This is a genomic window from Nonomuraea sp. SBT364 (genome assembly GCF_001083785.1).
GTDB lineage: Bacteria > Actinomycetota > Actinomycetes > Streptosporangiales > Streptosporangiaceae > Nonomuraea.
Window position 1 is genome coordinate 36,570 of record NZ_LAVL01000042.1, and the last position, 23,681, is coordinate 60,250.

The window sequence follows — 23,681 nt, forward strand, 5'->3', positions numbered from 1 at the left end:
ACCTGTACGAAGACAGGAGGGTGCCAGGTTGAACCCCCGGGTGTCCCGGGGAAGTGACAACTTCGCTACTGTCCGGCAAGACCTGTGTGCGCGACGCCACGGACGATCTGCCGTTGAAACAGGACGAACACCACGAGGAGCGGCAGCCCGGCGAGCATCACCGAGGCCATGATCTGCGCGTACCTCAGACCGAACGTGCCCTGCACGACGTTGGCCAGGCCGACCGGCAGCGTCATCGTGTTCGGGTCGGTGGAGACCAGGAACGGCCACAGGAAGTTGTTCCACGTGTTGATGAACGTGAAGATCGACACCGCGGCCAGCACGGGCCGCGACAGCGGCAGCACGATCTGGAAGAACACCCGCCACCGCCCCGCCCCGTCCACGAACGCGGCCTGCTCCAGCTCGGGCGGCACGTCCTGGAAGAACTTGAACAGGATGAAGACGATCAGCGGCGCCGCCACCTGCGGCAGGATGATCGCCCACCAGGTGTCGACCAGCCCGAGCGCGACCATCTCGGCGAACAGCGGCGCGATCAGCACCTGCGGCGGCACCATGATCCCGGCCAGGATCAGCCCCAGCAGCGCCCGCTGCCCCTTGAACTGCGTGCGCGCGAACCCGTAGGCGGCCATCGCGGACAGCAGCACGGTCAGGAACGTGACGATGATCGAGGTGACCGCCGAGTTGATCGCCCACTTGACGATGCCGCCGGTACCCAGCACCAGCGCGTAGGCGTCGAACGTGATCTCGCTGCCGAACCACTGCAGTGGGATGACCGTGGTCTCCGACTCCGGCTTGAGCGAGGTCGCCAGCCCCCAGGCGATCGGCGCGATCCAGATGGCCGCCAGCACGAGCGCGACGGCCAGCAGGACGAGCTGGCTCGGGCTGAACCGCTTGGTCATGACGCGACCTCCTCGCGCTTGCGGAACAGCCGGAGCTGCACCAGGGATACGACGACGATGATGACGAAGAGGATGTAGGAGACGGCCGAGGCGTAACCGATGCGGTAGCCGGTGAAGCCGACGTCGTAGGCGTACTCGATGATCGGCCGGGTGGAGTCCTCCGGCCCGCCGCCGGTCATCAGGTAGATCTGGTCGAAGACCTTCAGCGAGGCCAGCAGTTGCAGCACCACGATGAGCGCGGTGGTACGGCTGAGCATCGGCAGTGTGATGGAGCGGAGCTTGTCCCAGCCGGTCGCCCCGTCGATGGCGGCGGCCTCGTACAGGTGCTGCGGGATCGACTGCAGCGCGGCCAGGTAGAGCAGGAAGTTGAAGCCGACCGTCCACCAGACGGTCGTCAGCACCATCGACCACATGGCCACGCCGGGGTCGCCGAGCCACAGCACGTCGGTGCCCAGGGTGCCGTTGATCAGGCCGTACTCGGGCGGGTAGATCATCTGCAGCCACAGCACGGCCACCACTGCCGACGGCAGCAGGAACGGCCCGAAGAACGACAGCCGCCACAGCCACTGCATGAACCGCAGGTTGTGCACGAGCAGCGCGAACAGCAGGCCGAGCAGCACCAGCGGGACGGTGCTCAGCGCGGTGAAGACCAGCGTGTTCCACAGCGAGCGCCACATGCGGGGGTCGCCGAACGCCTCGGCGTAGTTCGCGAACCCGACCATCCGGTCGTTGGTGCCGGCGATGTTGACGCTGGAGAAGCTCATCCGCAGGCCGAGCAGCGTCGGCCAGACCAGGAAGGCCACGTAGACGAGCAGGAAGGGGGCGACGAACAGCAGCCCGTGCTGCGTCCAGCTCCGGTGGACCTTGGCCTTGGCGGCGGGGGCGCCGCTGGCGACGGGGGCGGCGACGGTGGTCGTCATCATCGCTCCTGGACGGGGAAGGGGTTCGGGGCGGACATCAGCCGGGTCAGCGCGGCCTTGGCGTTGGCCAGCCCTTCCTCCGGGGTGCGCTCCCCGCTGATGACGGGGGAGAACGCCTCGCCGAACTCGATCCACAGCCGCGAGGCCGAGCCGGTGTACCAGACCTGCGGGTCGAGGGCGACGTCGGTGATGACCGAGCGGTACTCCGACTGCGGCTGCAACGCCAGGTACTCGGGCTCCTGCAGCGCGGGCAGGTAGGCGGGCACATGCCCGGCCACGGCCCAGTCGGCGCTGTTCTTGACCAGGTAGGCGATGAACCGGTACGTGGCCCGCTCCACCTCCGGGTCGCGGTTGCGCTGGTGCGGCAGCACGAACACGTGGCAGTCGGCCTGCGCCGCCCCGGTGCCGAACACGCTGGGGAAGCGCGCCATGCTGAACGGCGTCCCGCGGTCCTTGAGGCCGGTGGTCTCCCAGTCGCCGTTCCACAGGAAGGCCGCCTGGTTGTTGGTGAACTTGGCGACCGACGCCCCGTAGTCGGTGGTCGGGTCGCAGAGCCCTTCCTCGCCGAGCGTGCGCATGAACCGCAGCGCGGCCAGTGCCTTGGCGTCGTCGATGGTGATCCGGCTGCCGTCCTCCGACAGCAGCGTGCCGCCGCTCTGCGGGTAGAGCGACCACCACACGCGCCAGGGCCCGACGGTGCCGAGGCCGAGGGCGTCGAAGGCCAGCGGCGGCTCGCCGCCCATCGCGTCCTTCGCCTTGCGCAGCGCCGCCAGCAGCTCGTCGGGGCCGGTGGTGGCGCGCAGCTTGCCGTCCGCGCCGAGCAGGCCGGCCTTGGCGCAGATGTCGGTGTTGTAGTACTGCACCATCGGGTGCGCGTCGAACGGCACCGCGTATAGGGTGCCGTTGTAGTGGGCGCGCTGCCAGATGGGCGGACTGAAGTCGGCCCCCCGCAATCCCGCCTCGGCCAGCAGGTCCACGTTGATCGGGTCGAGGAGCTGGCCGGCGCCGATGCCGGCCAGCCGGGCCAGGTGGAAGGTGGCCAGGTCGGGTGAGCGGCCACCCGCGCCCGCCATGGCGACCTTCGTGTAGTACGGCTCGCCCCAGGCGAGCACGTTCTCCTCGATGAAGATGTCCGCGTGCTCCTTGGCGAACGCGCCGACCATCTGGTTCATGATGATGCCGTCGCTGGCGCCCAGGAAGTGCCAGTACTTCACGCGCGTCTGTGACGAGCCGAGCCCTACGGGGATGGCGCAGCCTGCCGCGCCGGCGCCGAGGAGGGCGAGACTCCCGCCGAGGAGGTTCCGGCGGCTGATCGTGGGGGGTGGACCTTGCACAGTGGCCTCTTCTCACCGAGCTGATCGATTGGCCATGTTCTCGCTAACATCGGGTGGCCACCGAGTGTTAGCGATAACAACGCCAGTGTCAAGACCTGGCCTGCAACCGCTTTCCACACCCTTGACCTCGCGAACTGATAACGCTAACAATCTCCTGGAACCCAGCATTGAGGAGCAGCCACGTGCAGACGGCACACCTGACGATCGACCCCGCGTTCCGGGTGGCACCCGTGCGCCGCCGCACCTTCGGCACCTTCGTCGAGCACCTGGGCCGGTGCGTCTACGAGGGCATCTACGAGCCCGGCCACCCCGGCGCCGACGACGACGGATTCCGGCGCGACGTCCTCGACCTGACCCGGGAGCTCGGCGTCTCCACCGTCCGCTACCCCGGCGGCAACTTCGTCTCCGGCTACCGCTGGGAGGACGGCATCGGGCCGAAGTCCGGGCGCCCCCGCCGGCTCGACCTGGCCTGGCACAGCACCGAGACGAACGAGGTCGGCGTCGACGAGTTCATGCGCTGGTGCCGCAAGGCCGGCGTGGAGCCGATGATGGCCGTCAACCTCGGCACCCGCGGCATCGCCGAGGCGCTCGACCTGCTCGAATACTGCAACCACCCGTCCGGCACCGCGCTGTCCGACCTGCGGATCGCCAACGGCGCCAAGGAACCGCACGGCATCCGCATGTGGTGCCTGGGCAACGAGATGGACGGCCCCTGGCAGACCGGCCACAAGACCGCCCGCGAGTACGGCCGGCTGGCCGCCGAGACCGCCCGCGCGATGCGCACGATGGACCGCGACCTGGAGCTCGTCGCCTGCGGCAGCTCCGGCTCGTCGATGCCCACGTTCGGCGCGTGGGAGGCGACCGTGCTGGAGGAGACGTACGACGTGGTCGACTACATCTCCTGCCATGCCTACTACGAGGAGAAGAACGGCGACCTGGGCAGCTTCCTGGCCTGCTCGACCGACATGGAGTACTTCATCCGCTCGGTCGTCGCCACCGCCGACCATGTCGGGGCCCGGCTCAAGTCCCGCAAGAAGATCGACATCTCCTTCGACGAGTGGAACGTCTGGTACCTGTCCCGCTTCCAGTCCGCCGAGACGCCGAACGACTGGCCGGTGGCGCCTCCGCTGCTGGAGGACCACTACCACCTGGCCGACGCGGTGGCGTTCGGCGGGCTGCTCATCACCCTGCTGCGCAACAGCGACCGGGTGACGGCGGCCTCCCTGGCCCAGCTCGTCAACGTGATCGCGCCGATCATGACCGAGCCGGGCGGCCGGGCCTGGCGGCAGACCACCTTCCACCCGTTCGCCCAGGCGTCCCGGTACGCGATCGGCGACGTGCTGCGGGTCGAGCCGGTCTCGCCGCTCTACGAGACGGCCGAGTACGGCGAGGTGCCGCTGCTGCACGCGGTGGCCACCCGCTCGGACGAGGGCGTGACGCTGTTCGCGGTCAACCGCTCGACGGACGCGCCGCTGTCACTGGAGATCGACGCCCGCGCGCTGGCCGGCGCCCGCATCACCGCCGCGACCACGCTGACCGACACCGACGTGTACGCGCGCAACACCGCCGACGCCCCTGACCGGATCGCCCCCCGCGCCAACACCGACGTCGAGCACGACCCGATGCGCGTGCTGCTGCCGCCGGTGTCGTGGAACGTGATCCACCTGGCCTAGCGGGGCGGGGGCGCGGTGCTCTCCCGGACGACGAGCTCCGGCTCGACCAGCCGCCGCGCCTCTTCGCCCTTGCCCGCCATGCGGTCCAGCAGCAGATGGAATGCGTGCCTGCCGACCTCGCCGAAGTCCTGGCGCACGGTGGTCAGCGGGGGCGAATAGTAGGCCGACTCCGGCACGTCGTCGAAGCCGACGACGCTCACGTCCTCGGGCACCCGCCGGCCGGCCTCGCGCAGCGCCCGGAGCATGCCGAGCGCCATCTGGTCGTTGCCCACGAACACGGCCGTCACCGTGGGGTCCGCGGCCAGCTGCCGGCCCAGCTCGTAGCCGGAGCGCGGGGACCAGTCACCGCGCAGCGGCTCGTGCACCGGCCGGTCGTGCTCCTCCAGCACCCCCTGCCAGCCGTCGACCCGGTAGTTGGCGTCCAGCCAGTTGACCGGCCCGCCCAGGTGCCGGACGGTCTCGTGGCCGAGGCCGAGCAGGTGGCGGGTGGCGTGCTCGGCGCCTGCGCGCTGGTCGACGGTGACCACCGGGACCGGGATGTCCTCCCCCGCGTCGACCGCCACCACGGGCAGGTCGGGCGGCAGGTGGCGGAGCCCGTCGGCTGCCGACTCGTGCGGCGCGAGGATGACGACCCCGTCGACCGACTGCGAGCGCAGCCGGTGCACGGCCTCCTCGATGGAGCGCCGGCTCAGCAGGCTCAGGCTGGCGATGCTCACGCTGTAGCCGCTCAGCCGGGCGGTCTGCTCGATGCAGTAGAGCGTGGACGCGGGGCCGTAGAGCGTGGTGTCGATGCTGATCACGCCGAGCACCCCGGACCGGCCCGTGACGAGCTGGCGCGCCGCCGAGTTGGGCCAGTAGTCGAGCTCGCGCACGGCGGCGAGCACCCGCTCACGTGTCTCGGCGCGCACCCTGTCGGGCGCGTTGAGCACCCGGGAGACCGTCATCGCCGAGACCCCTGCCAGTGCCGCGACATCGCCGAGCACCGCCGGCCTGGTGCGCGTGCTGCGATCGTCCGATTTCCCGGCCATGCCGCCACCCCCCATGCCGATAACGCTAACAGGAGGGAACCGGTTTCAGCGCCCTGTTTTCTCCATCAATCGATTGATAGGTTGGCGGCCATGACCGCAACGGAGACGATCCTCAAGGTCGCGACCGAGCTCTTCGCGGCCCACGGGTACGAGGGCGCGTCCACCCGGCGGATCGCCGAGGCGGCCGGGCTCAACATCGCCACCGTCAACTACCACGTGGGCGGCAAACGGGAGCTCTACCTGGCGGTGATGGAGCACGCGCATCTGGCCGAGCGGGAGGCGCTGGAGACGGCGCTGGCCGGCCTGCCCGGCGACGACCCGGTGGCCGCCATCCACGGGCTGATCGACGCCTACCTCGACTTCTGCGTGGAGCACCCCGAGGTGCCCGCGTTGTGGATGCACCGCTGGCTGTCCGACGCGGGCGACGTCAACGAGCTGGAGCGGCGCTACGTCCGGCCGCTGGTCGGCGCGGTGGCCTCGGCGCTGCGTCCCTCGGTCGAGTCGCGGATCATCGACCCCGGCCTCGACCTGGAGTACGCGCTGTGGTCGGTGGTCTGGTGCGTGCACGGGTTCGCCAAGGGCGGGGTGCTCGACGCCGACGGCCGCCGCCGGGGCGCGGGCGACCGGGAGGCGCTGCGCCGCTTCCGCGCCCACCTGCACCTGTCGCTGCACCGCACGCTCGGCCTGCCGGGTGAGGCCCCGTGACGACGGCCGAACGGCTCGGGCGGGGGCGGCTGCTCGGCTACGGCGCGGGCTCGGTCGGCACCGGCGTCTTCTCCGCCGTGCCGGGGCTCCTGCTGCTCTACTACCTGACCGACATGCTGGGCGTGCCCGCCGCCGTGGCGGGGGCGGTGCTGGTGACGCCGAAGATCTGGGACGTGCTGCTCAACCCGCTGGTCGGCGCGGCCAGCGACCGCGAGGCCGTGCGGACCGGGCGGCGGACCCGGCTGCTGCTGGTGGGCTCGGCGGCGCTGCCGGTGACGTTCGCGCTGATGTTCGCGGTGCCCGGCGACGCGCCGGGGTGGCTGTGGGCGGGCGGCGCGTTCCTGCTGGCGGCCTCCGCGTTCGCGTGCTTCCAGGTGCCGTACGTGGCGCTGCCCGCCGAGATGTCGGCCTCTCCCGCAGAGCGGACCCGGATCATGTCCTGGCGGGTGGTCTGCCTGACCGTCGGCATCCTGGTGGCGGGCGGGCTGGCCCCCGCCGTGGTCGACCTGGCCGGCGGCGGCCGGCCCGGCTACGCGGTCATGGGCGTCACCGTGGGCGCGGTGATGGCGCTCGCGCTGGTCACCGCGACGCTGTCGACCCGCTGGGTGGAGTCGCGGCCCGGCCCGCGGCCGCTCGGCGTGGTGGCCGCCTTCCGGCTGGCGCGCGGCAACGCGCCCTTCTTCGCGCTCCTGGCCGCGTTCGTCATCCAGGCGCTCGGCGTGGCCGTGATGCTCGCCGGCGCGCCGTACGTCGCCTCCTACCGGCTGGGCGACTACGGGCTGACGACGGTGCTGTTCGTCTGCCTGGTCGCGCCCAGCATGGCGGCGGTGCCGGTGTGGGCCCGGCTGGCGCACCGGCACGGCTCGGTGCGCTGCTACCTGGTGGCCACGGTCGGCTTCGGGCTGGTGGCGCTCGGGCTGGTGCCCGCCGTCCAGGCCCGCTCGCTCGTCGCGACGCTGGCGCTGGTCGCGGCCGGCGGCGTCTGCTACGCCGCGCTGCAGCTCCTGCCGCTGGCCATGCTGCCCGACACCGTGCACGCCGACAGCGCCCGTACGGGCCACGCGCAGGCCGGCGCGTTCACCGGGCTGTGGACGGCGGGTGAGACCGCCGGGCTGGCGCTCGGCCCCGGGCTGTTCGCGCTCGTGCTGACGCTGTCGGGGTTCGCCTCCGCTCCGGCCGAGGCGCCCGTCGCCCAGGAACCGGCCGCGCTGACCGGGCTGCTGCTCGGCTTCACCGCGCTGCCCGCCGTGCTCATGATGCTCAGCCTGCCGTTCATCGCCCGCTACGGGCGGCTCGCCCGACCCAAGGAGATGCTGTGAACCTGCCCGCTGCCGGGCGCACGCCCGAGGACCTGCTGGCCGAACTGGCCACGCTCAGGGAGCACGACCTGCCGGTGCGCGGCGGCCAGGTGACGTCGTACGTGTACGACACCGGGCGGCCCGAGGTGCACGAGGCGGCGGCGCGAGGCTACGTCGAGATGCTGGAGGTCAACAGCCTCGACCCGACGGCCTTCCCGAGCATCGTGGAGATGGAGAAGCAGGTCGTGGGCGCGGTCGCGGACCTGCTCGGCGGCGGCCACGGCATCTTCACCAGCGGCGGCACCGAGTCGATCATGCTGGCGGTGAAGGCCGCCCGCGACGCCGCCGGGCGGGAGCGGCCCAACCTGGTGGTGCCCGTCACCGCGCACCCCGCCTTCCACAAGGCGGCCCACTACCTGGGGCTGGAGGTCCGGCCGGTGCCGGTGAACCTCGACACGTACAAGGTGCCCGTCCGGGCGGTGGCGGACGCCCTCGACGCGGACACCGTGCTGGTCGTCGTGTCGGCGCCGTCCTATCCGCAGGGGGTGATCGACCCGGTGGAGGAGGTCGCCGCCGTCGCGGCCGCCGCCGGGGTGCGCTGCCACGTGGACGCGTGCGTGGGCGGCTGGCTGCTGCCCTGGCTGCGGGAGGCGGGGGCGGACGTGCCGCCGTTCGACCTGACGGTGCCGGGCGTGACGTCGATATCGTGCGACCTGCACAAGTTCGGGTACGCGCCGAAGGGGGCGTCGGTGGTGCTGTTCGCCGACCCGGCGCTGCGCCGCAAGGCGTACTTCGCGTCGGCCGCCTGGCCCGGCTACACGATCATCAACGCCACCGTGCAGAGCTCGCGCACGGCCGGCCCGCTCGGCGGCGCGTGGGCCACCCTTCAGGCGATCGGCCGGGAGGGCTACCTGGAGCTGGGCCGGGCCACGCTGGAGGCGGCGGCCCGGCTGCGCAAGGGGCTGGCCGGGATCGACGGGCTGCGGGTGCTGGGCGAGCCGGAGTCCACGCTGGTGGCCTTTGCCGGCGACGGCGTGGACGTGTTCGTCCTGGCCGACGAGGCGCGGGCGCGCGGCTGGTTCCTGCAGCCGCAGCTCTCCTACGCGGGCATCCCGGCCAACCTGCACATCACGGTCACCGGCGTGACGCTCGCCGGGGTGGACGCCATGCTGGAGGTGATCGCCGAGTCGGCCGCGGCCGCCCGCCGCCTGGGCCCGGCCGCCCTGCCCGACGGGCTGGTCGACCTGATCGCCGGCCTCGACCTGGACGCCCTGGACGACGCCACCTTCGCCGAGCTGGCCGCCTCCGTCGGCGTCGACCTGCGGCCCGGCGCCGGGCAGCCGCGCATGGCCGTGGTCAACACCGTCCTGGACGCCCTCCCTGCGCCCGTCCGGGAGGCCGTCCTGGTCCGCTTCCTGTCGGTGATCTACAGCTGAGGCCCTGCCCGCACCCGCACTAGCATGCTCAACGACGAAACCGGATCTACCCGGGTGACTTACCACCTGCGAGGAGTGGCGGGATGTTCGAGAAGTTCACCGGACGAGCGCGGCGTGTCCTCACCCTGTCCCAGGAGGAGGCCAGGATGCTCAACCACGACTCCATCGGCGGCGAGCACCTTCTCCTCGGCCTGATCCGTGAGGACGAGGGCGTGGGGGCCCATGTACTCAAGGGCCTGGGCCTCACCCTTGAGGATGTGCGCCGCCAGGTCGAGGAGAGCAGGGGCCGGGGCCAGGCGCCTACGCCGGGCTACCTGCCGTTCACCGCGTCGGCCAACCAGGTCCTCCAGACGGCGCACCAGGAGTCCGTGCAGCGCGGCCTCGACCATGTCGGCACCGAGCACCTCCTGCTCGGCCTCGTCCGCGACGGTGCGAACGCGGGGGCCCAGGCGCTGGTCAAGCTCGGAGCCGACCTCGAACGAGTCGGGCGCACCGTGAACGAGCTCGTCCAGCGGGAGGCCGCCGGGCCGTCAGCGTCGTAGCGCCGTGGCGTGTTCGTTGACGCAGCGCAGGACCGGGGGCGAGGTCAGCGCCTCCGTGTCCAGGGACTCGGTCGTGGTCACGTGGAACGTCGCCGTCTCGCCCGGCAGGAGGGTGACGAGCAGGTCGTCCACCGACGCGGCCGGGTCGAGGCGGTCGGGGAAGAGCGCCAGGTCACGCAGGACCGTGCGGGCGGTGACGGTGACCCGATAGCCGCCCTCCACCCGCTCGGCGCTCGCGTCGTAGGCCGCCGGGGGGAAGGCCACGGCCGGGTCCTCGGCGAAGAAGGCGACCGTGCGCCGGTCGCCGAGTGAGACCGTGAGCAGCTCGCCCGACGGGTCTTCCGGGGTCACGAGGGCCGCCGGCAGGGCCGGCCGGGCGACCGAGCGCGGTGCGACCTCCACCTGGACGGCCTCCTTGGCCAGCGGTTCGCCGCCGAGGGTCCGGCGCACCAGCAGCAGCTCGCCGCGCCACGCCGTGTCGGCGTCGTTGACCACCGCCACCTCGTCCCCCTGCACGCTGAGCAGCCGGTCGGCGTAGACGCGGCGGAGCGCGTACCAGAGTGGCTTGCGGCGGCCGTCGCCGTCGACGGCGGCCCACGAGGTGACGGGCCAGCAGTCGTTGAGCTGCCACACGATCGTGCCCATGCAGTGCGGCGCGAGCGAGCGGAAGCGCTCGATGCCGAACGTCATGGCCCTGGCCTGGTTGAGCTGGGTCAGGTAGTGCCAGTCGTCGAACGAGCCGGGCCGGGGCAGATGGTCGCCGAGGCCGCGCAGCAGCTTGGCGTTGCCGTCGTCGGCCTTCTGGTGGTGCAGCACCAGCGGCGCGTCGGCGGCCAGCTCGCCGGAGACGGCGCGGCGCAGCGTCGCGTACGCGGGCGGGCCCTGGAAGCCGAACTCGGCGACGAAACGCGGCGTGTAGGCGGCGTAGCGGGTGTAGTCCTCGCGGTTCCACACGTCCCAGATGTGGATGGTGCCGCTCGACGGGTCCAGCGGGTGCCGGGCCGGATCGGCCGAGAACGGGCTGCCGGGGATGTACGGGCGCGCCGGGTCGAGCTCGGCCACGATCGACGGCAGCAGGTCGTGGTAGAAGCCGCCGCCCCAGCTCCGGCCCTCCAGCGGCTCCTGCCAGGACCAGTCGGCGAACCCTTCCAGGTTCTCGTTGTTGCCGCACCACAGCATGAGACTCGGGTGCGGGGCGAGGCGGACGACCTGTTCGCGGGCCTCGGCCGCCACCTCGGAGCGGAACGGCTCCTCCTCCGGGTAACTGGCGCAGGCGAACGGGAAGTCCTGCCACACCATCAGCCCGAGCTCGCCGGCCAGGTCGTAGAAGTCCTCGCTCTCGTACAGCCCGCCGCCCCACACCCGCAACAGGTTGACGCCGGCGTCCACGGCCTGGCCGAACCGCCCGGCCAGGCGCTCGCGGGTGACGCGGGACGGGAAGCAGTCGTCGGGGATCCAGTTGACCCCCCGGACGAACACCGGCTCACCGTTGACCGTCAGCCGGAACGCGTCCCGCTCCAGCTCGACCGTCCGGAAGCCGATCTTCCGCTGCCAGCGGGCGTCCCCGAGGCGCACGGTCAGCTCGTACCGGTTCGGCTCCCCGTACCCGCGAGGCCACCACAGCAGCGGCTCGGGCACGGACAGGGAGACGACGGCGGTGCGCTGCCCGGTGGCGAGCGGCACCTCCACGCTGACGCCCGCCACGTCGGCGGCGAGCGTGAGCGGCGCCTCGGTGGCGCGCTCGACGCGGACGCGCACGTCCACCACGCCCGCCGGGCCGTCCATCCGGACCTGCGGGCGGACCTCGGCCAGCCGGGCGCCGCTCCAGCTCTCCAGCCCGATCGGCCGCCAGATGCCGGCCGTGACCAGCGCGGGCCCCCAGTCCCAGCCGAAGTTGCAGGCCATCTTGCGGACGAACGGGTACGGCGCCGCGTACGCGCCCGGCCGGAAGCCGAGCCGTTCCTTGTGCGCCTCGGCGTACGCGACGGCCGAGTCGAAGGTCACGGTGAGCGTGTTGGCGCCCTCGCGCAGCAGGTGACGCACCGGGAAGCGGTAGGAGCGGTGCTGATTGGCGGTGCTGCCGACGACCACGCCGTTGAGCGTGACGGTCGCCACCGTGTCCAGGCCGTCGCACACCAGGTCGGTGCGCTCGTGCTCGTCGCCCGACCAGGTGAACGTGGTCGTGTACGCCCAGCCGGCGTCGCCGATCCAGCTCAGCCGGTTCTCGTTGTCGTCCAGGTACGGGTCGTCGATGAGGCCGGCGGCCAGCAGGTCGGTGTGCACGCAGCCGGGCACGCTCGCGGGCACGTCCTTCACCCCGACGTCCTGCGAGACAGCCGAAACGGTCCAGCCGTCGTGCAACGGTCGGTACGAGCTCAAGTAGATCTCCTTAGCAGTTGCTGAGCTGGGCACATGCCACGAAGTGCCCGGGGTCGGCCTCCAGCAGCCCGCCGGTGCCGCCGCGCTCGTGGTAGAGGCACGAGCCGACCGGCGCGGCCTCCTCCCACGGGGCGTGCAGCCGGGGGACGGCCGACAGGAGTTGCCTGGTGTAGGGGTGCAGCGGGTCGTCGAAGACCTTGGCCGTCACGCCCATCTCCACCACCGTGCCGTGCCGCAGCACGACCGTCCGCTCGGCCAGGTAGTGCCCGAGCGACAGGTCGTGCGTCACGTACAGCACGCCGAGACCGCGGGCCTTGAGCTCGGCCAGCAGGTTGAGCACGTCGATGCGGGTGGAGGCGTCGAGCATGCTGGTGATCTCGTCGGCGATCAGCAGCTTGAGGTCGAGCAGCAGCGCCCGCGCGATGAGCAGCCGCTGCAACTGGCCGCCGCTGAGCTGGTGCGGGAACTTGCCGAGCACCTCGTCCGGGTTGAGCCGGACGTCCCGGATGGCCGAGCGGACCCGTTCCGTCCACTCCGCCGCGGGGACCGCCGGGTAGTAGCTCTCCTTGATCAGCTGGAACACCCGGTCGGCCTTGAAGACCGGGTTGTAGCAGCTGAACGGGTCCTGGAAGACGCCCTGGACCGACCGGTAGTACTCCTTGCCCGGTTTGACCGCGACGCCGTCCACGGTGATCGACCCGCTGGTGATCGGGACCAGGCCCAGGATCATCTTGCCGAGCGTGCTCTTGCCGCTGCCGCTCTCGCCGATGAGCGAGACGACCTCGCCGGGCCGCACGTCGAAGCTCACCGCGTCCACGGCGGTCATGGTCTTGCCGCCGAAGGTGCCGACCTTGTACACCTTCGTGACGTTGTCGACTTTCAGCATCAGGCCTTCCAGCACGCGACGAAGTGATTGGGCTCGATCTCGACCGGCGGCGGGTCCTCGGCGCACTCCTCGCCCGCCATCGGGCACCGGTCGCGGAACCGGCAGCCCCTGGGCGGGTCGAGCAGCGACGGCGGGCTGCCCGGGATGCCCTTCAGCATGCGGTCCTGGTGCCGCACGCCGATCTCGGGCAGCGAGTTGATCAGCAGGCGGGTGTACGGGTGCCGCGGGGCCTTGGTGAGCTTGTTTGACGGCGCCTTCTCGGCCAGCCTGCCCGCGTACATCACCATGATCGTGTCGGCGATGTGCGAGGTCAGCGCCAGATCGTGAGTGATGAAGATCATGCTCTTGACGTAGCCGCTCTCCCGGAAGCCGAGCAGCGCCTTGGCCACCGCCTGCTGGGTCGACACGTCCAGCGCCGAGGTGATCTCGTCGGCGATCAGCAGCGACGGGTCGAGCAGCGTGGAGATGACCATCACCATGCGCTGCTTCATGCCGCCGGACAGCTCGATCGGATAGCGGTTGAGCACCTCGCGCGGCAGGCCCACCAGGTCGAGCCGGCTCTCCAGCTCCTTGACGTCGAGCGGGACCCCGCGCGAGCGCAGCAGCTCGGCGACCATCCTGCCGATCCTGCGGGTCGGGTTCATGGCGCTCATCGAGTACTGCGGGATGAGCGACACCTCGTGGAAGCGGAAGGCGATCATCGCCTTGTCGTCCCCGATGGGCAGGTCGCGCCCGTCGAGCTCGACGGTGCCGCCCGCGTGGCGCATCCGGCCGTCCATCCGGATCAGGCTCTTGCCCAGCGTGGTCTTGCCGCAGCCGGACTCGCCCGCCAGGCCCAGGATCTCGCCGTCCGCCATCGTGAAGGAGACGCCGTCGAGCGCCTTCACCTCGCCCCTGAGCGTGCGGTAGTGCACCCTCAGGTCATTGACCCGCAGACTCATGTCTCCCTCAGTTTCGGGTTGAAGACCTCGTCAAGGCCCACGTTGGCCACGTACAGGGCGCCCACGACGGCCGTGATGGCCGCGCCCGGCGGGACGAACCACCACCACAGGCCGAGCTGGAGCGCGCTCCACTGGGTGGCGTTCTGCAGCATCAGGCCGAGCGAGACGCCTTCCGTCGGGCCGAGGCCGATGAAGTCGAGCGAGGCCGCGATCAGGATCGAGCCGCCGAACAGCAGGATGAAGGTCATGAACAGGTAGGAGCTCATGTTCGGCGCGATCTCCCGGGTGATGATCCTCCGGGTGCTCACGCCGCTCAGCCTGGCCAGGTCCACGAAGTCGCGGCTGCGCAGCGAGAACGTCTGCGCCCGGATCGCCCGCGCCGCCCACGGCCAGGAGGTCAGGCCGATGAACAGCGCCTGCAGGCCCACGCTCCGGATGCCCAGGTAGGCGTTGATGATGAGCAGCACGGCCAGCGTCGGGATGACGAGCACGACGTTCGTGAGCATGTTGAGGATCTCGTCCACCAGGCCGCCCCGGTAGCCCGCGACGAACCCGATCGCCATCGCGATCACGGCCGCGATCCCGCCGCCCATCGCCCCGGCCAGGAACGTCGTGCGCAGCCCGTACACGAACTGGGTGAACACGTCCTGGCCGAACGTGGTGGTGCCGAACCAGTGCTCGCCCGAGGGCGGCAGCATGGGCCCGGCCACGTACTCGTTGGGCGACTCGCCGCCCAGCAGCAGCGGCCCGAGCAGCCCGGTGAGCAGCAGCACCAGCACGATCCCGAAGCCGATGAGCAGCTTGGTGTTGCGCACCGCGAAGTACAGCGCCTCGCGGCGCACCACCCGCTCTTCCGCGGGGAGGGTCGTGGTCGTGGTCATGCCTGGGCACCCGCCATTCCCGCTCGCGTCCGGGGATCGACGATCACGTAGACGATGTCGATGATGAAGTTGGCCAGCAGCACCCCGATCACGATGAACATGAACGTGCCCTGGAGCAGGAAGAAGTCCTGGTTCTGGATGGCCTTGAGGATCAGGCTGCCGAGCCCCGGATAGGAGAACACGATCTCGGTGACCAGCGCGCCCGCCACCAGCACGCCCAGTTGCAGCGCCAGGCCGGTGATCTGGGGCAGGATCGCGTTCCTGAAGGCGTAGCGGCGGATCAGCCGCGTGGGCGCGCCCAGCGCCGCCAGGTAGTTGGAGTAGTCCGACTCCAGCTCATAGATGATCATGTTGCGCATGCCGATCGCCCAGCCGCCGAGCGCGACCAGGAACAGCGACAGGAACGGCAGCGTCCAGTGGTGCAGCAGGTTGACCAGGAAGCTCCAGCTCCAGCTCGGCTGCAGCGCGAAGCTGTAGCCGCCGGCCACCGGGAACCAGCCCGCCGTCACGCCCAGCCCCCAGGCCAGGATCACGGCCAGCCACATGTACGGCATCGCCGTCAGGATGTAGCCGACCGGCAGGACGGTGTTGTCCAGCAGCTTGCGCCGGGCCGCGAACGCGCCGAGCCGGTTGCCGATCCAGTAGCTCAGCAGCACCGCCGGGATCATCAACGCCAGCGTGTACGGCACCGCGCCGAGGATGACGTCGGCCACCGGGGTCGGGAACACCCAGATGCTGATGCCGAAGTCCCCCTGGAACAGGGCGCCCCAGAAGTTCAGGTACTGCTGCCAGATCGGCTGGTCGAAGCCGAACAGGTTGGTGTAGTACGCCCGCATCGCCTCGACGGCCGCCGGCTGCGACACGCGGGCCCTGGCCAGCATGCTCGCGACCGGGTCGCCGGGCATGAAGCGCGGGATCATCCAGTTGACCGTGACGGCGACCACGAAGGTCAGGCCGTAGATGAGCAGTTTCCTGCCGAAGTATTGGCGCACGTGAGCTCTCCCAAGCGGCCCCCTCCGCCCGGTGGGAGGGCGGAGGGGGCACGATCATCCGGTCAGCCGGCCGCCGGCTGGAGCTGGGTGAGCGTCTCGAAACCGCCCAGCTCAAGCCAGTTGCGCCACATGACGGGCGCCGACTTGGGCGTGCCCGCGGCCGACGACGGCCAGTTCTTCCACACGCTGGTGCTGGACTGGGACCACAGGCCGTTGTACCAGAGCGGGATGATCGGCATCTCCTGCAGGTGGATCTTCTGCAGCTCGGAGATGACCTTCTTCATGCCCTCGATGTCGTCGGTCTTGACCTGGTCGAGCTGCTGGACGAGCTCCCAGGCCTTCTTGTTCTCGTACCGCCCGAAGTTGACGGTGTTCTGCTGCTTCCTGATCGGGAGCTGGAAGATGTAGTCGTAGTAGGTCCACGGGCTGCTGGACAGCTGCCGCTCGTTGTTGACCACCAGGTCGAACTTGCCCTCGCCGCGCTTCTGCACGAGCGCGTTGAAGTCGGGGAACTCGGGGTTGACGTCGATCCCGGCCGCCTTGGCGCTGCTGGAGATGACGCGGGCCGCCTCCATCCAGTCGGTCCAGCCGGCGGGCACCTCGATGGTCAGGCTGATCTTCGAGCCGTCCTTGTTCTCCACCAGCCCGTCGCCGTCGGAGTCCTTGTAGCCGGCGTCGGCCAGCGCCTTCTTGGCCGCCGCCGTGTCGAAGGTGAAGCCGTCGGAGCCGACCACGGCCTGGTCCACGAACTGGTCCCACTGCGGCAGCAGGCCCGTCGGGCTGGACGGCTTGACCAGGTTGCCGTAGACGCCCTCGACGATCTTCTTGACGTCCACGGACGTGGCCAGCGCCTTGCGGAAGGCCGGGTCGTCCATGGGCTTCTTCTTGGTGTTGGGCACCAGCCAGGCGGTGTTCGCCGACAGCATGTACGGCGGCTCGTTGTAGAACGTGGTGATGCCGAAGTTGCCCTTGACCAGGTTGGCCACGCCGGGCAGGAAGTTGTTGCTCATGTCCATGCCCTTCTGCAGGAGCATGCCCATGGCCACCTCGTTGCTGGGCGTCGCGACGTCGACGATGTACTTCGGCTTGGGCTCCATGCCGAGGATCGTCTTGCCCCACCAGTCGTCGCGCTTGACCCAGACCACGCGGTCCTGGTCGTGGCTCTGATACTTGTACGCGCCGCTGCCCACCGGGTTCTCGTTGACGCCGTTGAGCACGTCCTCCTCGGAGCGGTCCTTCCAGATGTGCTCCGGCACGATGACCCGGCTGTAGAGGTTGAAGTCCCATTCCTGGTAGTTGGCCTGGGAGAAGGTGAAGCGGACCGTCTGGTCGTCGACCGCCTCGACGCTCTTCAGCCAGTCCCAGATGTTGTGGTACGGGATCGTCTCCATCTTGCCGAGGCTGTAGGAGAACGCCACGTCCTTGGCGGTCAGCGGCTGGCCGTCGGACCACTTGACCCCGGTGCGGATCTTGGCCTCGTACGTGGTGTCGTCCACCCAGCTTCCGCTCTCGGCGATGTACGGGGTGAGCTTTGCGGCGTTCGGGTCGTAGTGGAACAGGCTCTCGTAGACCAGGCCCTTGGTGCCGGTGGCCGAGTCCCACTCGCGGATCGGGTTGAAGTTGGCCGGCGGGCCCCACTGGGTGCCGGTGGTGTAGAGCGTCTCGTTGCGCGGTAGCTCGCCCGTGGTGCCCTGGTTGGTGGCGGGAGCGGCTTGGCTGTTCTGGGGAGCCGCCGGTGTGGGGCTGCCGCTGGTACAGGCGGTGGCCGTCAGGCCAGCCGCGAGGAGCGGTATCAGGATCCGCGCCCGGGTCTGCATCTGTTGTCTCCTTCCCCCACCGAAGCGGAGGTCGACCGTCCTGTCCAACCCCGAAATCGGCGGCCCGGGACGTGTGACGCCGCCGCTTTCCCCGATCCGGTGAAAGCCCGTGACCTGCGCCGGAGCCATCTGGGAGCGCTCCCGCGACCGGTTGTGCCCGTGCTGTCGCTGAACCGGTGAAGTACCGTGACGGTAAATACCGCGTGACGACGACGTCAAGGGTCGTGATGCGTTTGAGACGCTCAGGCCCGCGATGTGCGGCGCGATGCGCGGTAGTAAGGTGCGGTTGCATTGACTAACCGGTTCACAAGAGGAGGCCCCGTGAAGCGACCGACGATCGCCGACATCGCTCGGCGTGCGGGCGTCTCCAAGGTGGCCGTCTCCTACGCGCTCAACGACCGCCCCGGCGTCTCCCCCGCCAAACGCGCCGCCATCAAGGCCATCGCGGAGGAGATCGGCTGGCGCCCCAACTCCGCCGCCCGCGCGCTCAACGGCGCCCGGGCCCGCTCCGTCGGCCTGACCGTGTGCCGCCCGGCGCGCATCCTGGGCGTCGAGCCGTTCTTCATGGAGCTGATCAGCGGCATCGAGAGCGAGCTGTCGGGCCGCTCCTACGCGCTGATGCTGCAGGTGGTGAGCTCGCCCGACCAGGAGATGGAGGTCTACCGGCGCTGGTGGGGCGAGGGCCGCGTCGACGGCGCGATCCTGGTCGACCTGCGCTTCTCCGACGCCCGCGTCACGGCGCTCAAGGAGCTCGGCCTGCCGGCCGTCGTCATCGGCCATCCCTCGGAGGCCGGCTCGCTGACACCCGTGTGGTCCGACGACGCGGTGGCCATCCGGGAGACCGTCGAATACCTGGCCGCCCTCGGCCACCGCCGCATCGCCCGGGTCGCCGGGCTGCCCGAGCTCGTCCACACGGTGCTGCGGGACCAGGCGTTCACCGCCGCGTGCGACGACCTCGGGCTCGACGGGCACACGATCATGCACACGGACTACACCGGGGAGGAGGGCGCGCGGGCCACCCGCCGCCTCGTCAGCGCCGCCACCCGGCCCACGGCGATCGTCTACGACAACGACATCATGGCGGTGGCGGGCATGTCGGCCGCCACCGAGATGCGCCTGGACATCCCCGGCGACCTGTCGATCGTCGCCTGGGACGACTCACCGCTCTCCCAGGTGGTCCGCCCGGCGCTGAGCGCCCTCACCCGCGACATCCCGGCCTACGGCGCCCACGCGGCCCGCGCCCTGCTCGCGCTCATCGCCGGCGAAGAGGTGCCGGGCATCAAGGACGAATCGGCCCGCCTCGTCCCCCGCGGCAGCACCGCCCCGCCGCCCACCCGATGACGCCAATCACGCCATGGACAAGCGCAGGGCGTCCAGCACCTCTGGGCCACCGAGGACGACGTCGGCGCCCGGAACCGGCATCGTGCGATACATGGCGTACAGCACGTCGAGAAACGGCTGTTCGCGCAGCGCGTTCAGCATGACAGCGGCATCGCGACGGTCACCCGCATTTCGCAGACGGAGGTATTCACGCAACATGGCCTGACACCTGGGAAACGCGAGTTCTCTCCCTCGCCGCAGATCGGCACGGTTGAGCTGGAACACCTCGATGGTCGTGCAGCCCCTGGGCGTGTTGCCGCGATAGGTGCCGGTCGAGAGGATCAGCCGGAGATGGTCGAGGGGATCGTCGCGTGTGGGATCGACCAGCAGGCAGGTTCCGGATTCGTCGACGGGAAACCGGTCCCTTTTCGCGTTGCTGTTGCACGACGAGCAAGCGAGCAGGTGGTTCAGCCACTCGAATGTGCGGAGCGGCGCTAATTTGATCGGCTCGAAATGATCGATGTCCGTGCCCCGGCTGTCACCGCAGTACATGCAGCGCTCGACCGCCGCCGACATCAGGCGCAATGCCAGCCTGATTCCCTCCTTCTCGAGGGCGGCACCGGACCAGACTCGGCGGGCAGCTCGATGATCGGCATCCGCGACCTTCAACTGATCGGTACGTGCGCGCAGTCTCAGCGACAGCTCCGCGTCCAGGTCGGGGCGGGAAATTCGGATCAATCCCGCCTCCCCAGCCGAGAGGAGACCTCGTCCACCCGAGCCGAAAGCGAGCTTTCCAGCATCTTGCTGAGCCGTCGATACTCTTCGATTTCGATCGCGGACGCGGAACCGCCCAGAACCTTGTCCTCAAGGTCCCCGAGAATTCGCCTGACGTCTTCCGCCCTCCTCGAATAGGGGCTGTCGACACCGAAGAGCTCGGTCAGAATGGCATCGTCGCCGCTGCCGAACACGACCCGCTCGTAGAGGTCCTGCTCGACGACGTGCGCCGCCCTGGGCTCCTGAGGGCCGGGAAGCGAGACAAGGCCGTTGGCCGCGGCGGTTTGGCAGATGTACGGGCTGTGCGTGGTCACGATGAACTGGACGAGCGGAAAGTGATCCGTCAGCCACTCCCCGATCTTCTTCTGCCAGCTGACATGCAGATGGTTCTCGATCTCGTCCACGAGGACGACGCCCGGATACGCCAGGGTCGGCGTCTCTCCGTTGTGAGTGACGCGGACATTCCCATACGCGAGGTGCATCTGGCGGATGATGTCGAGCACGAGGGCCGTGATCGTCTTGTATCCCTCGCTCATCCGCCGCAACGGAATCGTCGTGCCGTCATCCTGCCGCACCCACAGTCCGTCGGAATCGACGCGCACCACCGTGTGGCCATCGGGAAGCATGCCGTCGCCCAGCAAGGAGAGAACGGCCTCCAGCAGCTCAGCCGCGCCCTGACGCCCTTCCAACTGATAAAGGTGCTGCCCGACCAGCCAGCTGACGCCCTCCACGAGGCTCACGTCCTCGTCGAAGAGCGTCCGCAATCCCTGGTACATCGCGGCGCGTGAGGAGGCACCGTGCCCCAGCGCGGCGGCCGAGAGCCGGCGGAAGGGGCCGTACCCTGCGAAGAACCATCCCTCTCCTGGCGCGAACCGCAGACGCCTCGCGCCCTTGTTCCGGCCGGAGGTGACGGCCCACCCCGGAGGCGCGGGTGAGTCGTCGGAGTCGTTCCAACGCAGCTCGAAGTCCTGCGGACCGAAATCCAGCCCTTGGTCGAACTTCGGGTCCTGTACCGCCGTGACACGGAGAAACCCCGGCTCACCCTCGGGCGCGCCCCGCCAGCCCTCCCAATCGCGTACGAAATACTGGCCGACGATCCCCAACGCGATCGCCTGCAGAATCGTTGTCTTGCCCGACCCGTTCCGGCCGGCGAGAACCGTCCAGCCCGCGTACGAGCCGTCCGGACGGCCGAAGTCGAGGTCCACCCGCCTGGGCCCGGAAAACCCGCGAAGCCCCTGGATGACCAGCCGCGATATGTACATGGTGAGCCTCCTTCCGGGATTCTCCAAGGCCGGCGGTGCAACTCTACGGCGTTCGCTCCTGGGCGGCCGGGCTATCCCGCCGGGGCCTCGGGCAGCGTCGTCCACCCTGAGGTCAGGTGCCAGGTGCGGCCGGCGCGGAGGTGGTCGCCGACCGCTCGCTCCAGGTTGGTCCGGCGGGGCAGGTCCGGGCCGTCGGCGCCGAAGACGAACGCCACGATGCCGCCGTCGTTCTCGTGCCGGTACGCCTGCCGGAAGCGACGCTGGAAGCGGATGATGTTGGACTCTTCAGGCAGGTAGCCGGCCAGCTGGTCGTCCAGCAGCCACGAGTGGCAGACGGCGTAACGCGGCTTCTCCTCGGGGAAGTACCTCGGGAAGAACTCGGCGGCGCGGTCGAAGGCCGCGTCGCACGCCGCGGGCGTCATCGGGCCGAGGAAGTCGGGGATGTGCACCGAGAGCACCGGCTCGCCCGGCTCGCAGGGCAGCCCCTCGGCCCTGATCGCCTCCGCCGTGCGCGTACCGAGTCCGGCGCGCTGGAACTGCAACCGGCCGAGGTCGTAGATCAGGCCGCGGAAGTGCAGCATGAGCCAGAACGGCGCGTTGAGCCCGCCGGCGCCGTGCCTCTTGCGGTGCACCGCCATGTTGCGGCCCAGGTCCGCCAGCGTGCGCGAGGCCACGTCGTCCGGAATGCCGCGGGACCGGTGGTAGGCCCGGACATGCGGCGCGGCGGCGAGATAGACGTACACGTAGAAGTACGGGTCGGGCAGTTCGGGGAACTGCGGCGGGTCGTCCAACTCGCCCATCGCCGACACCAGGGTGTGAACGCACCGCTCCAGCAGCCACCACGCCTCGGTCCCGGGCCGTGGGCGGGCCGCCAGGACTCCGGCCACGTCCTCGTGCGGCACGGCCAGGCGCAGGAGTTCGGCGACCGGGTCGGGCGGCAGGGTGATCTCGATGGGGCCGACGCTTTCCAGATGGTCGAGCAGAGCGGGCGGCAACAGGTCTCTCATGCGCCCGAACGCTAGACCGTCCCGGCCCCGCGGCTCAACCGACGGACCCGTAGCGGGGCTTGCCCTCCCACGCGTAGGTCACGTACAGGACGCCGGCGCCCGTGGCGGTCGAGCCGGTGAGCTTCAGCCCGGCCGGCGCGGTGCCCTCGGCGAAGAGGCGCTTGCCCTCGCCCAGGACGACGGGGAAGACCAGCAGCCGGTACTCGTCGACCAGCTCCGCCCGCTGCAGCGTGTGGATGAGGTCGGTGCTGCCCTGGGTCATGATCTCGCCGTCGGTGCTCCGCTTGAGCTCGGCGATCGTCTCGGCGGCCTCGCCCGCCAGGACCGTCGTGTTGCGCCACGCGGCGGTCCTGGGCGTCCGCGTGGCGACGTACTTGGGCATGCTGTTGATCCTGGCGCCGCCCTCCTCGTCCGGCACGTCCGGCCAGTAGGAGGAGAGGATGTCGTACGACTTGCGGCCCAGCAGCATCCCCGTCGCGCGCTCCAGCTGGTCGCCCATGATCTGGCCGAACACCTCGTCCACGTGCGGGGCCAGCCAGCCGCCGTGCGGGAAACCGTTGGAGTCGTCCTCGCCCGGGCCGCCGGGAGCCTGCATGACCCCGTCCAGCGACACGAACGCCGAGACCACCAGTTTGCTCGCCATGTTCCTGCTCCTTCAGCTCGATGTGCCTTCAGCATCGCGGAAGCCGCTCAAGGAATCCTTACGGCTTTCCTTCCGCCTCCCGTAAGGCGCGCCGGTCAGGCGGTGAAGCCGAGGACCAGGGAGGCGATCACCGGGACCGCGTAGATCATCGGGAACGGCAGGTGCGAGAACCAGCGCGCGCGGGCCACGGTGACGACGGCGCCGGTGAAGTACACCACCAGCCCGATCCCCGCCGCCACGCCGACGGCCGGGACGAGGAGCCCCGCCACCAGCCCGAGGGTGCCGGCGGCCTTGGCTGCGCCGAGCCAGGGCCACCACCTGCTCGGGATGCCGTAGGCGGCCAGCGGCTCGACGACCCACTTGGCGCGCATGAAGACGGAGACGGCCGAGAAGCCGGTGGTGGCGGCGGCCAGCAGGGTGACGACGATGTGGGTCATGGACATCTGAGACGCTCCTCGTGCGAACGGGGGCTGCTTCGAGCCCTTCACTGCCTCGACCCGCCGGGGCGGGGGTGTGTGACAGGGCGGCGAAGATTTTTCTCAGGCGAAGAGGCGCTCGGGGTGCAGGCCGTCCACCAGGCCCGTGTCGGGCAGGTGGAGGCTGTAGCCGAGCATGTGGCGGACCCGGCCGGTGAGCTGGCGGGCGACGTCGCGGCCGGGCGACAGGGTGAAGGCTTCCCGGGTGCGCAGCCAGGGCTCGCAGTAGTGGGCCGTGACGGTCAGGCGGGCCGCCGCCCGTGCCGGGAGCGGCGGGCGGGTGTGCCAGAGGGTGCCGAGGAGCAGCACGCACGAGCCCGCCTCGACGGCCAGGGGGACACCGGGGCCGAGGGGTTCGCGGTGGTCGGGCCAGCGGTGGCTGCCAGGCCAGAGCGTGACGGCGTTGTCGTCGATGGGCCACAGGGCCGCCACCGACAGGGCGTGGCGGCCCTGTGGCCCATCGGCGAG

Annotated in this window: 22 protein-coding genes; 6 read left to right on the forward strand and 16 right to left on the reverse strand. The window is 70.3% G+C overall.

All coding sequences use genetic code 11. The features are described 5' to 3' along the window. Window positions 1-65 precede the first annotated feature (65 nt). The 3 genes from ADY59_RS20375 to ADY59_RS20385 are packed head-to-tail and all read right to left on the reverse strand — an operon-like array spanning window position 66 to window position 3,033. Window positions 66-899, reverse strand: coding sequence for a carbohydrate ABC transporter permease (locus tag ADY59_RS20375; RefSeq protein WP_053174951.1), 834 nt, complete (start codon window positions 897-899; stop codon window positions 66-68). Continuing rightward, window positions 896-1,819, reverse strand: a complete 924-nt coding sequence (locus ADY59_RS20380) for a carbohydrate ABC transporter permease (RefSeq protein WP_049564409.1) — start codon at window positions 1,817-1,819, stop codon at window positions 896-898. Before ADY59_RS20380 ends, ADY59_RS20375 begins: the two co-directional genes overlap by 4 nt. Next, the gene (locus tag ADY59_RS20385; protein WP_231618805.1) at window positions 1,819-3,033 is read right to left on the reverse strand and encodes an extracellular solute-binding protein; all 1,215 of its coding nucleotides are present in this window, start codon (window positions 3,031-3,033) and stop codon (window positions 1,819-1,821) included. The genes ADY59_RS20380 and ADY59_RS20385 overlap by 1 nt, the downstream gene beginning before the upstream one ends. Before the next feature lie 302 nt (window positions 3,034-3,335). Here ADY59_RS20385 and arfA point away from each other — a divergent pair, with 302 nt between their 5' ends. Continuing rightward, on the forward strand, window positions 3,336-4,826 hold the full coding sequence (gene arfA / locus ADY59_RS20390) for an arabinosylfuranosidase ArfA (RefSeq protein ID WP_049564413.1): 1,491 nt from the start codon (window positions 3,336-3,338) through the stop codon (window positions 4,824-4,826). On the opposite strand, the gene ADY59_RS20395 is transcribed toward arfA, so the two are convergent. After that, the gene (locus ADY59_RS20395) at window positions 4,823-5,854 is read right to left on the reverse strand and encodes a LacI family DNA-binding transcriptional regulator (RefSeq protein ID WP_049564453.1); all 1,032 of its coding nucleotides are present in this window, start codon (window positions 5,852-5,854) and stop codon (window positions 4,823-4,825) included. The genes arfA and ADY59_RS20395 overlap by 4 nt on opposite strands. A gap of 90 nt (window positions 5,855-5,944) precedes the next feature. On the opposite strand from ADY59_RS20395, the gene ADY59_RS20400 reads away from it, so the two are divergent. The 4 genes from ADY59_RS20400 to ADY59_RS20415 all read left to right on the forward strand — a co-directional run bounded on the left by ADY59_RS20400 (window position 5,945) and on the right by ADY59_RS20415 (window position 9,835). Then, window positions 5,945-6,559, forward strand: coding sequence for a TetR/AcrR family transcriptional regulator (locus tag ADY59_RS20400; RefSeq protein ID WP_049564415.1), 615 nt, complete (start codon window positions 5,945-5,947; stop codon window positions 6,557-6,559). Continuing rightward, complete coding sequence (locus ADY59_RS20405) at window positions 6,556-7,878, forward strand: MFS transporter (RefSeq protein ID WP_049564417.1); 1,323 nt, start codon at window positions 6,556-6,558, stop codon at window positions 7,876-7,878. Before ADY59_RS20400 ends, ADY59_RS20405 begins: the two co-directional genes overlap by 4 nt. Further along, window positions 7,875-9,293, forward strand: coding sequence for a pyridoxal phosphate-dependent decarboxylase family protein (locus ADY59_RS20410; RefSeq protein WP_049564418.1), 1,419 nt, complete (start codon window positions 7,875-7,877; stop codon window positions 9,291-9,293). The genes ADY59_RS20405 and ADY59_RS20410 overlap by 4 nt, the downstream gene beginning before the upstream one ends. 83 nt (window positions 9,294-9,376) lie before the next feature. Continuing rightward, window positions 9,377-9,835 (forward strand): Clp protease N-terminal domain-containing protein, encoded by a 459-nt coding sequence (locus ADY59_RS20415; protein WP_049564420.1) that lies wholly within the window; start codon window positions 9,377-9,379, stop codon window positions 9,833-9,835. On the opposite strand, the gene ADY59_RS20420 is transcribed toward ADY59_RS20415, so the two are convergent. The 6 genes from ADY59_RS20420 to ADY59_RS20445 all read right to left on the reverse strand — a co-directional run bounded on the left by ADY59_RS20420 (window position 9,824) and on the right by ADY59_RS20445 (window position 17,731). Then, window positions 9,824-12,214: a glycoside hydrolase family 2 protein gene (locus tag ADY59_RS20420; RefSeq protein ID WP_049564421.1), complete on the reverse strand. Its 2,391-nt coding sequence runs from the start codon at window positions 12,212-12,214 to the stop codon at window positions 9,824-9,826. The two genes, ADY59_RS20415 and ADY59_RS20420, sit on opposite strands and share 12 nt — an antisense overlap. Before the next feature lie 10 nt (window positions 12,215-12,224). Beyond that, window positions 12,225-13,100 (reverse strand): ATP-binding cassette domain-containing protein, encoded by an 876-nt coding sequence (locus ADY59_RS20425; protein WP_049564423.1) that lies wholly within the window; start codon window positions 13,098-13,100, stop codon window positions 12,225-12,227. Further along, the gene (locus ADY59_RS20430; RefSeq protein WP_049564424.1) at window positions 13,100-14,041 is read right to left on the reverse strand and encodes an ABC transporter ATP-binding protein; all 942 of its coding nucleotides are present in this window, start codon (window positions 14,039-14,041) and stop codon (window positions 13,100-13,102) included. The genes ADY59_RS20425 and ADY59_RS20430 overlap by 1 nt, the downstream gene beginning before the upstream one ends. Further along, window positions 14,038-14,922 (reverse strand): ABC transporter permease, encoded by an 885-nt coding sequence (locus ADY59_RS20435; RefSeq protein WP_049564425.1) that lies wholly within the window; start codon window positions 14,920-14,922, stop codon window positions 14,038-14,040. The genes ADY59_RS20430 and ADY59_RS20435 overlap by 4 nt, the downstream gene beginning before the upstream one ends. Continuing rightward, the gene (locus ADY59_RS20440) at window positions 14,919-15,914 is read right to left on the reverse strand and encodes an ABC transporter permease (protein WP_049564427.1); all 996 of its coding nucleotides are present in this window, start codon (window positions 15,912-15,914) and stop codon (window positions 14,919-14,921) included. Before ADY59_RS20440 ends, ADY59_RS20435 begins: the two co-directional genes overlap by 4 nt. A gap of 62 nt (window positions 15,915-15,976) precedes the next feature. Beyond that, on the reverse strand, window positions 15,977-17,731 hold the full coding sequence (locus ADY59_RS20445; RefSeq protein WP_049564429.1) for an ABC transporter substrate-binding protein: 1,755 nt from the start codon (window positions 17,729-17,731) through the stop codon (window positions 15,977-15,979). Between the two features lie 321 nt (window positions 17,732-18,052). Here ADY59_RS20445 and ADY59_RS20450 point away from each other — a divergent pair, with 321 nt between their 5' ends. Continuing rightward, complete coding sequence (locus ADY59_RS20450; protein ID WP_049564430.1) at window positions 18,053-19,072, forward strand: LacI family DNA-binding transcriptional regulator; 1,020 nt, start codon at window positions 18,053-18,055, stop codon at window positions 19,070-19,072. 6 nt (window positions 19,073-19,078) lie between these two features. Here the strand turns inward: ADY59_RS20450 and ADY59_RS20455 are convergent, their stop codons facing one another. From ADY59_RS20455 to ADY59_RS51545, 6 genes are all read right to left on the reverse strand, one after another. Then, window positions 19,079-19,789, reverse strand: coding sequence for an HNH endonuclease (locus ADY59_RS20455; RefSeq protein WP_231618806.1), 711 nt, complete (start codon window positions 19,787-19,789; stop codon window positions 19,079-19,081). Then, a complete protein-coding gene (locus ADY59_RS20460) occupies window positions 19,786-21,087 on the reverse strand; it encodes an AAA family ATPase (protein WP_049564432.1) in 1,302 nt (433 codons plus the stop codon). Before ADY59_RS20460 ends, ADY59_RS20455 begins: the two co-directional genes overlap by 4 nt. A 71-nt stretch (window positions 21,088-21,158) precedes the next feature. Beyond that, the gene (locus ADY59_RS20465) at window positions 21,159-22,094 is read right to left on the reverse strand and encodes an acyltransferase domain-containing protein (protein ID WP_197093753.1); all 936 of its coding nucleotides are present in this window, start codon (window positions 22,092-22,094) and stop codon (window positions 21,159-21,161) included. 34 nt (window positions 22,095-22,128) lie between these two features. Beyond that, window positions 22,129-22,737: a dihydrofolate reductase family protein gene (locus tag ADY59_RS20470; protein WP_049564434.1), complete on the reverse strand. Its 609-nt coding sequence runs from the start codon at window positions 22,735-22,737 to the stop codon at window positions 22,129-22,131. A gap of 95 nt (window positions 22,738-22,832) precedes the next feature. After that, window positions 22,833-23,180, reverse strand: a complete 348-nt coding sequence (locus ADY59_RS20475) for a DoxX family protein (protein WP_049564436.1) — start codon at window positions 23,178-23,180, stop codon at window positions 22,833-22,835. 96 nt (window positions 23,181-23,276) lie between these two features. After that, the coding region (locus tag ADY59_RS51545) for a hypothetical protein (protein ID WP_049564458.1) at window positions 23,277-23,681 on the reverse strand (405 nt) is incomplete at its 5' end.

What these genes read in the sequence shown, in the direction of transcription:
- ADY59_RS20375 (WP_053174951.1), bottom strand. Translation starts at nt 899, where the DNA reads ATGACCAAGCGGTTCAGCCCGAGCCAGCTCGTCCTGCTGGCCGTCGCG.
- ADY59_RS20380 (WP_049564409.1), bottom strand. Translation starts at nt 1,819, where the DNA reads ATGACGACCACCGTCGCCGCCCCCGTCGCCAGCGGCGCCCCCGCCGCC.
- ADY59_RS20395 (WP_049564453.1), bottom strand. Translation starts at nt 5,854, where the DNA reads ATGGCCGGGAAATCGGACGATCGCAGCACGCGCACCAGGCCGGCGGTG.
- ADY59_RS20400 (WP_049564415.1), top strand. Translation starts at nt 5,945, where the DNA reads ATGACCGCAACGGAGACGATCCTCAAGGTCGCGACCGAGCTCTTCGCG.
- ADY59_RS20415 (WP_049564420.1), top strand. Translation starts at nt 9,377, where the DNA reads ATGTTCGAGAAGTTCACCGGACGAGCGCGGCGTGTCCTCACCCTGTCC.
- ADY59_RS20425 (WP_049564423.1), bottom strand. Translation starts at nt 13,100, where the DNA reads ATGCTGAAAGTCGACAACGTCACGAAGGTGTACAAGGTCGGCACCTTC.
- ADY59_RS20430 (WP_049564424.1), bottom strand. Translation starts at nt 14,041, where the DNA reads ATGAGTCTGCGGGTCAATGACCTGAGGGTGCACTACCGCACGCTCAGG.
- ADY59_RS20435 (WP_049564425.1), bottom strand. Translation starts at nt 14,922, where the DNA reads ATGACCACGACCACGACCCTCCCCGCGGAAGAGCGGGTGGTGCGCCGC.
- ADY59_RS20445 (WP_049564429.1), bottom strand. Translation starts at nt 17,731, where the DNA reads ATGCAGACCCGGGCGCGGATCCTGATACCGCTCCTCGCGGCTGGCCTG.
- ADY59_RS20460 (WP_049564432.1), bottom strand. Translation starts at nt 21,087, where the DNA reads ATGTACATATCGCGGCTGGTCATCCAGGGGCTTCGCGGGTTTTCCGGG.
- ADY59_RS20465 (WP_197093753.1), bottom strand. Translation starts at nt 22,094, where the DNA reads ATGAGAGACCTGTTGCCGCCCGCTCTGCTCGACCATCTGGAAAGCGTC.
- ADY59_RS20470 (WP_049564434.1), bottom strand. Translation starts at nt 22,737, where the DNA reads ATGGCGAGCAAACTGGTGGTCTCGGCGTTCGTGTCGCTGGACGGGGTC.
- ADY59_RS20475 (WP_049564436.1), bottom strand. Translation starts at nt 23,180, where the DNA reads ATGTCCATGACCCACATCGTCGTCACCCTGCTGGCCGCCGCCACCACC.